Annotated in this window: 5 protein-coding genes and 1 pseudogene; 1 reads left to right on the top strand and 5 read right to left on the bottom strand. The window is 70.2% G+C overall.

What is annotated here, in order from left to right; genetic code table 11:
- A pseudogene (locus tag MXD62_RS11285) lies at positions 1–471 on the top strand (hypothetical protein); the annotation flags it as partial.
- Here MXD62_RS11285 and MXD62_RS11280 read toward each other — a convergent pair.
- The 5 genes from MXD62_RS11280 to MXD62_RS11260 form a co-directional block, all read right to left on the bottom strand.
- A complete protein-coding gene (locus MXD62_RS11280) occupies positions 472–1,707 on the bottom strand; it encodes a cytochrome P450 (RefSeq protein WP_248829248.1) in 1,236 nt (411 codons plus the stop codon).
- Between the two features lie 67 nt (positions 1,708–1,774).
- The gene (locus MXD62_RS11275) at positions 1,775–3,283 is read right to left on the bottom strand and encodes an aldehyde dehydrogenase family protein (protein WP_248829240.1); all 1,509 of its coding nucleotides are present in this window, start codon (positions 3,281–3,283) and stop codon (positions 1,775–1,777) included.
- An 18-nt stretch (positions 3,284–3,301) separates the two neighbouring features.
- On the bottom strand, positions 3,302–3,634 hold the full coding sequence (locus MXD62_RS11270) for a DUF4286 family protein (protein WP_248829239.1): 333 nt from the start codon (positions 3,632–3,634) through the stop codon (positions 3,302–3,304).
- Positions 3,635–3,816: 182 nt separating this feature from the next.
- Positions 3,817–5,298 carry an aldehyde dehydrogenase gene (locus MXD62_RS11265; protein ID WP_248829238.1) on the bottom strand — a complete coding sequence of 494 codons (1,482 nt, stop codon included), beginning with the start codon at positions 5,296–5,298 and terminating at the stop codon, positions 3,817–3,819.
- Between the two features lie 425 nt (positions 5,299–5,723).
- Complete coding sequence (locus MXD62_RS11260; protein WP_248829237.1) at positions 5,724–6,398, bottom strand: TetR/AcrR family transcriptional regulator; 675 nt, start codon at positions 6,396–6,398, stop codon at positions 5,724–5,726.
- Positions 6,399–6,619 lie beyond the last annotated feature (221 nt).

Below are 6,619 nucleotides of genomic sequence, written 5' to 3'. Positions count from 1 at the left end.
GCGACCGCCTGCTACCGGCGGGTCGATCAGATCGCCCAGGGGATCGCCGCGCACCGAACGACCGAGGACACCCGCGGCGGGAACGAGTCGACCGCGCGCGATCACCGACGCGGCCTGCTTCAGTCGCTGGACTCTGATGCTGACCGCGTAGGTGTGGATGCCCGGGATCCGCGCCAGGCGGGATGTCAGGTAGTCCTAGAAATCCTCGACGCCGCGACAGATCGCGATGGCCATCAGGTTGTCGCGCCCGCTTGTGGCGCCCACGACGCCCGGGTCATGACCGCGCTGGGAGACTCCTTTCTCGACGGCCTGCACCTGTGCCTGCTGGTAGCCGCGGTGCTCACCCTGATCGCGGCCGTGGTCGCCCTCGTAATGCTGGGTCGCCCGAGCCCCGCGTCGATCGGCACGGCGCAGCGGACAGGCCCCGGCAGCGAACCCGTCCGGGATACCGTGCCGAGCGCGCGTCCCTGATCAACCGACCGGCGCGGAACGGGGGCCGGGGGTGAAGGTGATGGGGAGGTGCAGGGGCGCCCGGGTGAGGGTCGAGTGGAAGTGGATGTCGGCATCCTCGCGGAGGCGGATGTCGTCCATCCGCCGAAGCAGCTCCTCGAGGGCGATCCGCATGTTCAGCCGGGCGACGTTCGAGCCGAGGCAGCGGTGCGGCCCGGCGCCGAACGCGAGATGGCGGTTCGGCGAGCGGTCGATGTCGAAGGTCTTCGGGTTCGGGAACTCGGCGTCGTCGTGGTTGGCGGAGGCCCAGTAGATGAGGACCCGGTCGCCCTTGCTGATCTGCCTGCCGTTGAGCTCGATGTCCCGGGTGGCGGTCCGGGCGATCGCGATGAACGGCCCGTCGAGCCGCAGCAGCTCCTCCACCCCGGCGGGAATCCGCTCGGGGTGCGCGCGCAGGTAGGCGGGGATCTCCGGCTGCCGGCTGAAGCGCAGCAGCATCAGACCGAGCGCTCCGGCCGTCGTCTCGAGCCCGCCCAGGATGACGAGCTGGACGATGCCGACGATCTCCTTCTGGGTCAGCGGGCGGCCCTCGAACTCCGCCTTGAGCAGGGCGTCGACGACGTCACCGCGGGGCGGGCGCTGCCGCCGCTGCTCGATGAAGCCGTTGATCCACTCGGAGAGCCCGGCCCAGCACTCCTTACCCAGCGGATCGTTGGGCAAGGAGGCCTTGGACGCGAGGAAGGAGACTTTGTCGAGATCCTCGGTGGGGGCGTCCAACGCGAACTTGAAGAACGACAGGCTCGGGAACGGGCGGGCGAAGTCGTCCATGAACTCGCACTCGCCGCGCTCGATGAACTCGTCGATCAGGTCGGTGACGAGCGCGCGGGCCGGGGCCTCCCAGCCCGCGATCGCCTTCGGCGTGAAGTGCGAGTTCACCAGCTTCTTGTAGACGCGCTGCTCCGGCGGGTCGACCTCCACCGGGATGTTGCGGACGTGCGTCGTGCTCGGCGGGATCGCCAGGCCGTAGGCGGAGCTGAACGACTCCCAGTCCTGGGCGACGTCGAGGACGTCCCCGTACTTCGTCACCACCCAGAAGCCGCCGTGCTGCCCGGTGTGCGTGACCGGGCATAAGGTCCGCATCCGGTCCATCGTCTCGGGAAAGACGGCCGCGAGGTCAGTGGAGAGGTGGTCGAAATCCTTCAGGCACCATTCGTCGGGCATCGGAGCGGCGGCGGCAGGCGTGGGCATCTGGTTCATCATTTTCTCCGAGACGTTCACGGGTGGTTGTGTCGTTTCCGTAGGCGCCCGCACCCGGCCGCCCGGATCAGGCCATGTCGATCCAGACCGACTTGACGTTGAGGTACTCGTCGAGGGCCTGGTGTCCCATTTCTCGGCCCCAGCCGCTGGTCTTGTATCCGCCGAAGGGGACGGCAGGGTCCATGAGGTTGAAGTTGTTCACCCACACCGTTCCGGCCCGCAGGTCGCGCGCCAGCCGGTGGGCCTTGCCGACGTCCCTGGTCCACACCCCGCCGGCCAGGCCGAACTGGGTGTCGTTGGAGCGGGCCGTCACCTCTTCGATCGAGTCGAAGGGCAGCACGCAGGCGACGGGACCGAAGATCTCCTCCCGGACCACCCGCATCTCGTCGTGCACGTCGGTGAGGACGGTCGGCGCGACGAAGTACCCCCGGGCCAGGTCGTCGGTCTCGATGCGGGCACCGCCGGCGGCGGCCCGCGCGCCCTCCTCCCTGGAGAGGTCGAGGTAGCCGACGACGCGCTCGAGCTGCTCGGCCGAGACCAGCGGCCCGATTCTGGTCTTCGGGTCGAGGCTGTTGCCGACCTGCAGGTTCGCGGCGAACGTGGCGATCCGCTCGACGAACTCGTCGTGGATCGACCGCTCGACGAAGATGCGGGTTCCCGCGCAGCAGATCTGGCCGGAGTTCGTGAACACCGCCATCGCCGCGCCGGGCACCGCCCGATCCAGGTCCGCGTCGGCGAAGACCACATCGGGCGACTTGCCGCCCAGCTCCAGGGAGACCCGCTTCAGGTTGCCGGCCGCCGCCCGCACGATGTGCTGCCCGGTCGTCGTGGACCCGGTGAAGGCCACCTTGTCGACGTCCGGGTGCTCGGACAGGGCCGCGCCGGCCGTCTCCCCGGGGCCGGTCACGATGTTCACCACGCCGGGCGGGATCCCGACCTCGGTGAGCAGCTCACCGAGCCGCAGCGCGGCGAGGCTGGCCTCCTCGGCGGGCTTGAGCACCATCGTGCACCCCGCCGCCAGCACGGGCGCGATCTTCCAGACGGCGTTGCTGACCGGCCGGTTCCAGGGCACGATCGCGGCTACCACCCCGATCGGCTCCTTGAGCGTGTAGCTGAGGACCTGGCGCGGGATCGAGTTGGGGATGGTCTCCCCGTGGATCTTGGTAACCCAGCCGGCGAAGTAGCGCAGGACGCCGGCCTCCCAGGACGAGCCCGGCTTCGTCCCGGGGCGGCGGCGCCCGATCGGCGCGCCCATGTCGAGCGCCTCGAGCAGCTTCAGCTCCTCCTGGTGGGCCGTGACCGCGTCCGCGAACGCCCAGATCAGGTCCTGCCGCTCACTGGGGAGCATGCGCCGCCACGGGCCCTCGAAGGCCGCGCGGGCCGCGGCGACGGCCCGGTCGACGTCCTCGGCGCCGCCCTCGGCCAGTTCGGTCAGCGTCTCGCCGGTGGACGGGTTGATGCTGGGAAAGGTCCGGCCGGAGGCCGCGTCAGTCCATTCGCCGCCGATCAGCAGCTGCCGCGGCCCGCCGTCGAGGAACGGGAGCGCCACCGCGTCGGGGGGCGTGAGTGTCGACACCGGTTCTCCTCTTTACGGCTAGTCGATGAGCTCGTAGAAGGTCCGCAACGGCGGCGGGTCGGTCTGCAGGGAGGTGCTGCGCCGGACGCGACCCTCGTTGGAGCTGGTCCGCAGTGCCTGCAGCGGCGTGGCGAGGTCGTCAGCCTCGATCTCGTAGATGGTGATGTACTCGGGCGTCGCCGGATCGGCCGTCACGTCGCCGGTGTCGTGAACCCGGTAGCGGCGCGCGCCCACAAATCCGGGGATCTTGAGGATGTCGGGCACGTGCTCCTCGGAATACCACTTGTTGTACTCGTCCTCGCGCTCGGCGGAGACGGGACGGGTCTGCACGACCAGAATGCCCTTCGGCACGAGATCCTCCCGGTGTCGTTGGCGGCTGCCCGGGATGGTTCTCCGCGGCGGAAAGCGTTGGCATCCCGGACGAAGTGGATGCTAAGCCGTGCTCTCCCGGCATGAGACGTTTCCCGGACCTGTCGGGGCGGCCCGCCGGAGGCCCCGCCGACGGCGGCACCCCCGGCGGCCCGCACCCGGTGTCACGGGGTCGGCTGGGACGCTGCCACGAGCGCGGCGGGAAGACCGATGCTGCGGGTCTCCAGGAAGCCGGCCAGGCCCTCGGGGCCGAGCTCACGGCCGAGACCGGACTGCTTGAACCCACCGAAGGGCACCAGCGGAAACGGCGGATAGGCGCCGTTGACGGCCACGCTGCCGGTGCGGATGCGCCGGGCGACCTCCACGCCGCGTGCCGGGTCGGCCGACCACACACCGCCGGACAGCCCGTACTGGGAGTCGTTCGCGATGCGGACGGCGTCGTCGAGGTCGTCGTAGGGGAGGAAGCAGAGGACCGGCCCGAAGATCTCCTCCCGGGCGATCCGCATGTTGTTGTCGACGTCGCCGATGATGGTCGGCGCGACATACCAGCCCCGCGGCAGGTGCTCCGGGCGGACGCCGCCGGCGACCACGCGGGCGCCGTCGCGCACCGCGCCATCGATGTAACCCTCGACCCGCGTCCGCTGCCGCTCGGCGACCAGGGGGCCGACGAAGACGGAGGGGTCGTGCGGGTCGCCGACCGAGACGCCCACGGCGGCCGCGGCGGCGATCTCGAGCACCTTCTCGTAGCGCGAGCGCGGCACCAGGACGCGGGTGTGCGCACCGCAGACCTGGCCGGAGAGGTGCATGCCGCCGCGCACGACAGTCGGGACGACGGTGTCGAAGTCGGCGTCGTCGACCAGGATCGAGGCCGACTTGCCGCCCAGCTCGAGGGAGACCCGCCGGACGGCCTCGCCGCACAGGCTCATGATCCGCTGGCCGGCCGCCGTCGACCCGGTGAACGCGACCTTGGCGACGTCCGGGTGGGTGACCAGGTACTCGCCGACCTCGCGGCCGCCGGGGACGACGTTGACCACGCCGGGCGGCACACCCGCCTCGTCCATCGCGTCGGCGAGGATGAAGTTGCTCAGCGGGGCCTCGGGTGCCGGCTTGAGGACGACCGTGCAGCCGGCGGCCAGCGCCGGAGCGGCCTTCCACGCGGCCAGCGTGACCGGCGCGTTCCAGGGAACGATCGCGGCGACCACGCCGACCGGTTCCTGCGTCACCAGGGCGCCGCGGTCACCAGCCACCACGGTCCGCTCGAACTCGTAGCTGCGGGCCAGCTCGCTGTAGTACTCGAAGACGGGGGCGACCAGGCCGGTCTGGGCGGCCTTGGCCTGGCTGGTCGCGCAGCCCATCTCGTCGGTGGTGACCTGGGCGATCTCGGCTTCGTGCTTGCGCAGGGCCTCGGCGGCCCGGGCCAGGACGTCGGCTCGCTCGGCCGCGGACATCCGGGGCCAGGGGCCGTTCTCGAAGGCGTCGCGCGCGGCGCGGACCGCTCTGTCCATGTCCTCGCGGGTGGCTTCGGGTAACGCGCCCACGATCTCTTCGGTCGAGGGCGACATCACGTTCAGAGTCCCGGAGCCGGCCGGCGCGGCCCAGGTGCCGTTGATATAGAACGCATCCCTGTACATCAGCCGGTCACGCACAGTGCCTCCCTGGGGGTGACTCTCGGCGGAGCCTAACACCATGAGCGAGTGCTCGCTAGCTTTAGTTGATCTTCGTTGGTGTGGTCCGCGCTGGTCGTTGACCTTATCAACCATGTGAGTGCTTACTTGCTACCAACGTGCCAGATCGTCGGGCCAGGCGCTGGCCAGGGCGATTCGACGAGCCGGGGTGGCCGTGCCCTCACAGGCCCTCACAGGTATTCCGGGCTGGCGCGGCCGGCCGGCCGGCATCCGACCGTCCGCCGGCGCTCGGAGGCCGGCGCTCGGGGGCCGGCGAGTGAAGCGAGTTGACTCAGCCATCCTCTTGATCGCACACACAGCTCACTTCGGCGCTGACACCGCAGCGGGCGCAGGCGTCAGCTGGGAGGTGGGGCGATCGGCCGGGTGGGGTCAGCGGCCGGGTGGGGTCAGCGGCGGCGGCGGGAGGGCTCGATGACCGGGAAGAAGCCCTTGATCGTGCTCTCGCTGATCAGGGCGACCGCCCGATCGCGGTTGAACAGATCGTTGTGGCGGCTCTCCATGGCCAGGACGAGGGCGATGCCCATCACCGCGCGGGCGGAGAGGTCAGGCGACTCGAACTCGAATCCGTAACGGTCCTCGACATCACGCCAGGCATCGGCGAGCCGGTCCATCGCGACCGCGAAGTGCTTGCGGTAGAACCGCCGGCCGACCTTCGGATCGCCGAAGAGCACCAGGCCCAGCAGCGGGAGGACTTCCTCCAGGGTGGAGATGAGCTGGCGGTAGAGGCCGTTCATCGTCTGCAGCTGCCGCTCGGGGGTCAGCGGCTCCTCGAGATCGACGACCTCGGTCGCGGCGACGAGCTCGTCCACGGCCTCGCGCAGCGGCTCGACCACGGCCTCGTAGAAGAGCTGGTCCTTGCTCTCGAAATGGCGGTAGATCACGCCTTCGCTGATTCCGCCACGCTCGGCGATCGCCTTGATGGTCGTGCCGTTCATGTCGCCCGTCTCGATGAAGGCCTGGCGGGCGGCCTTGAGGATCGAGCGCTTGCGGGCCTCGGCGGTGAGCCGCCGAGGCCGTTGTGACCCGGCGGCGTCGGGGGAGTGGGCTACCTGCTCGGCCATGGTTCCTCCCGGCGCGCCTAGTACCACAGCTAGTGAATGAACGTACACTACTTCAGCTGGGTGAATCGCCGGCGCCGAGAAACGCCGCGTCCTCGCGATTTCGGTGTCATGTGCGTCACTGCCGTCCGTGGCATTGTTGTCCGTGCCACCGCCTGGCGGGCACAGCTCGGCGGTCGTAGATCATACGGGCTGCGGGTCGTCGGCGGCGGGTGCCCGGCTCC

Source organism: Frankia sp. Mgl5 (genome assembly GCF_023242985.1).
In the GTDB taxonomy this organism is placed as follows: Bacteria; Actinomycetota; Actinomycetes; order Frankiales; family Frankiaceae; genus Parafrankia; species Parafrankia soli.
The sequence above is the reverse complement of the archived record's forward strand: the minus strand, read 5'-3'. Positions and strand labels throughout refer to the sequence as shown.